This window comes from Wolbachia endosymbiont of Pentidionis agamae, assembly GCF_036711655.1.
Classification (GTDB): domain Bacteria; phylum Pseudomonadota; class Alphaproteobacteria; order Rickettsiales; family Anaplasmataceae; genus JAZHPY01.
The window spans coordinates 1-3372 of record NZ_JAZHPY010000100.1; the positions used below are offsets into that span (position 1 = coordinate 1).

At 33.0% G+C, this 3372-nt stretch carries 3 protein-coding genes; 1 reads left to right on the top strand and 2 read right to left on the bottom strand.

All coding sequences use genetic code 11. The annotated features are described in order from the left end of the window. Positions 1 to 526 (top strand): phosphomannose isomerase type II C-terminal cupin domain (locus V6U76_RS04925; RefSeq protein ID WP_333024007.1); only part of this gene is annotated, 526 nt, incomplete at its 5' end. 418 nt (positions 527 to 944) lie between these two features. Here the strand turns inward: V6U76_RS04925 and pnp are convergent. Next, complete coding sequence (gene pnp / locus V6U76_RS04930; RefSeq protein WP_333024008.1) at positions 945 to 3221, bottom strand: polyribonucleotide nucleotidyltransferase; 2277 nt, start codon at positions 3219 to 3221, stop codon at positions 945 to 947. Between the two features lie 12 nt (positions 3222 to 3233). Next, positions 3234 to 3372, bottom strand: a 139-nt coding sequence (locus V6U76_RS04935; RefSeq protein WP_333024011.1) for a 30S ribosomal protein S15, incomplete at its 5' end; no start/stop codon positions are given.

Consider the following 3372-nt stretch of genomic DNA (forward strand, 5'->3'; position numbering starts at 1 on the left):
TTTACATTTTAAAAATGAAAAATGTAGTATATTAAATACAAGTAAGGCTAATTTGGTAATGCAATCAACTTCAGAACATAAATTTTATGGCAAGTTTACAGAATACAAACAAATTATTTTAAATAGCAGTATATTATCACTTATTAGTAAAGTTAAGAAATTAAGACCTATTAGGCAAGAATATAAACCGTGGGGTTTTTATAAAGTAGTTTTAATACGTCCAGGTTTTTTAATAAAATATCTGATAGTTAACCCATTAAGTTGTACCTCGAAGCAGATTCATCAGTATAGAGAAGAACACATAATAGTGATATCTGGAGTAGGCATAATAAGCCTACAAAGTGAAGTTAATATTGTTAAACGAAATCATACAATAACAATTCCAAAACATGCAGTTCATAGAATTGAAAATAGAAGTGGACAAATACCATTAGAGATCGTTGAAATTCAAGTAGGTTCGTACTTATCTGAAAGTGATATAATCAGATTAGAAGATATCTATTGTAGGGTACATTCTAATAAGTAATTATTACTGCTTACTTATTATGTAAATTTCTCATCCTTGACATGTAGAGGTAGAAACAAAACAACTAAGTTATGCAATACTAATTCCTTTAACAGCTTTATTACTATTTCTTTTACTATTTTCTCTGGAGGAAGAAGCAACACCTTATACCTGTATTTTGGCTATTCGAACGAAGCTACACTCACTCATACTAAAACTTACAACCATGCTTCTTTCAAGTAAATCTAGAGATTAGAAAGTAAAGAAGCTAGTTGAAAGTCCAAGTAAAAAGGTCCTTTGCAAGAGGTGAAAAGTATGACCTCTGCTTTTTAAAAAGAGTCAGACATTCCACACCACAAATTCTCTTAAAGAAAAGGTTACACCCAAGCTACCTAGTTTAGCAATCCCGTATAAAATACTGCTGACAATAATGTGTTTATTAATAAAAATTGTGCCTATTACCCCTTGGATAATTACCACTATTATTTTCCTTAGAATAATTTCTATCCCTACTACCTGTACGCAAACCTTTTCTACCATTAAACCCACTTCTTTCATTAAATCCACTTCTTTTATTTAAAGGACTACCCCTATAATTTGAATTTTTTTGTGGTGTATATAGCTCACCTTCAAACAATTCTCCTGTTTCTTGATCAACTTTACGTCTAGATAACTTTATATAACCTCGTTCAAACCCTATGACTAAAGCTTTAATGATGTCTCCACAACTTAGTATTTCATCTATAGATTCAATATGTTCATTAGCTATTTCACTAATATGAATCAACCCTCTTTTTCCATTAGAAAGCTCAACTATTACAGTAGACTTACCTACTTCAATAATTTTTACAGTACATAATGAACCTTCTCTTATTTCTGTAATAGAATCAAACACCATACTTCTTGCCAACTCAGATTCAGTATCGTTTGTAGCAAAAATGCTTACCTTCCCATCATCATCTATCTCTACTTTGCTATTACTTTGCTCACATATATAACGTATATTTTTCCCTTTACTTCCTATAACATTAGAAATTTTACCCTTATCTATATAAAATGACAATACCTTAGGGGCATGATCCTTTATACTGCTATTGTGATTTGAAATGACACTATTCATTATATTAAGGATATGTAATCTACCTTCTCTAGCCTGCATTAAAGACTCTCGAATAACCTTAAAACTTATACCAGAAATCTTCATGTCCATTTGTAATGCAGTAATTCCTACGCTTGTGCCTGCTACCTTAAAATCCATATCTCCTAAATAATCTTCTTCACCTAAGATATCAGAAAGCACCATATAGTCATCATCCTTGCCACCTATGAGACCCATAGCAATTCCAGCAACTTGAGCCTTGATTGGAACACCAGTATCCATTAAAGCAAGAGAAGCAGCACACACCGTTGCCATTGAAGAAGACCCATCTGATTCCATAATTTCAGATACTACCCTGATCGTATAAGGAAAGTCTGACTTATCCGGTAAAACAGGATAAATTGCTTTCCAAGCTAATTTACCATGGCCAATTTCTCTTCTTCCAGGTGCACGTGTAGTAGAAATTTCTCCTATAGCAAAAGAAGGGAAATTGTAGTGTAACATAAAGTGCTCACGCCCACCATCAATATCATCAATAACTTGCTCATCTTGTACAGTACCAAGAGCAGTAACAGCCAAAGCTTGAGTATGACCCCTTGTAAAGAGAGAAGAACCATGAGTTTTATGCAAAATATCAACTTCTGCTTCTATAGGACGTATATCATTATATTTACGACCATCTATCCTTATGCCATTCTTTTTAATATTCTTGCAAACCAGTGACTTTTCAAAACCTTTCAGTGCATAAGCAACTAGTTGTTCATCTTTCCCTTTTTCTCTGAAATGTGATATGATCTTGCCCCTTAAATCTTCTAAAGCTCGGGTACGTTCCTTTTTATTCTCTTTTGAATATGCTTCTTTAAAATCCTGAGAACTTTTTTCAAACTCCTCAGTAAAACTTGTCATATCTGATGGAGTAAAGACTCCAGAATTGTTTCCAGTACATTGAATAAAATCTTCCATAAAAGCTAATACAGACTGCAAGCTTTCATGACCAAATTTCATAGCATCAAGCATACCCTCTTCAGAAAATTCATGTGCTTGAGACTCAACCATAAAAATAGAATCCTTGTCACTAGATAAAAATAGATCTAAAACACTCTCTTTAACCTCATGCGCAAGAGGATTAAGAACATAGTTATTATTTTCATCGCAACCAACCATTACCCCAGCTACCAATGACCTCAAAGGAATACCTGAGATAGCAAGAGCAACAACAGCACCAATTAAAGCTGGTACTTCAGGTACATTAGCCAAATCGTACGTTAATAAATTACATACTACACTCACATCATCATTAAAACCATCATGAAAAATTGGCCTTATACTTCTATCTACTAATCTAGAAATTAAAGTCTCCCTTTCAGATGGTTTGCCTTCTCTTTTAAAGAAACCACCAGGAATTTTACCTACAGAATAGCTTTTCGCAATAAATTGTACATTTAGTGGTAAAAAATCAATATACTCATCTTTTCTTTTATGTACAACAGTCGCTAAAATAGAAGTACCGCCATAACTTACCACTACTGAACCATTAGCTTGACGTGCCATCTTACCGGTCTCTATTACTAAAGAGCGATTAGCCCACTCCATAGATTTATTTATAACTTTAAACATATAAAACCTTTACTATTTTCTAATACCTAATTTCTCTATAAACTTTTGATAGACTTCATAACCAAACTTACTCTTTATATAATTTAAAAGCCTACGCCTCTTACTTATCAACCTAAATAAACCATACCTGGAATGATGATCTTTCTTATGC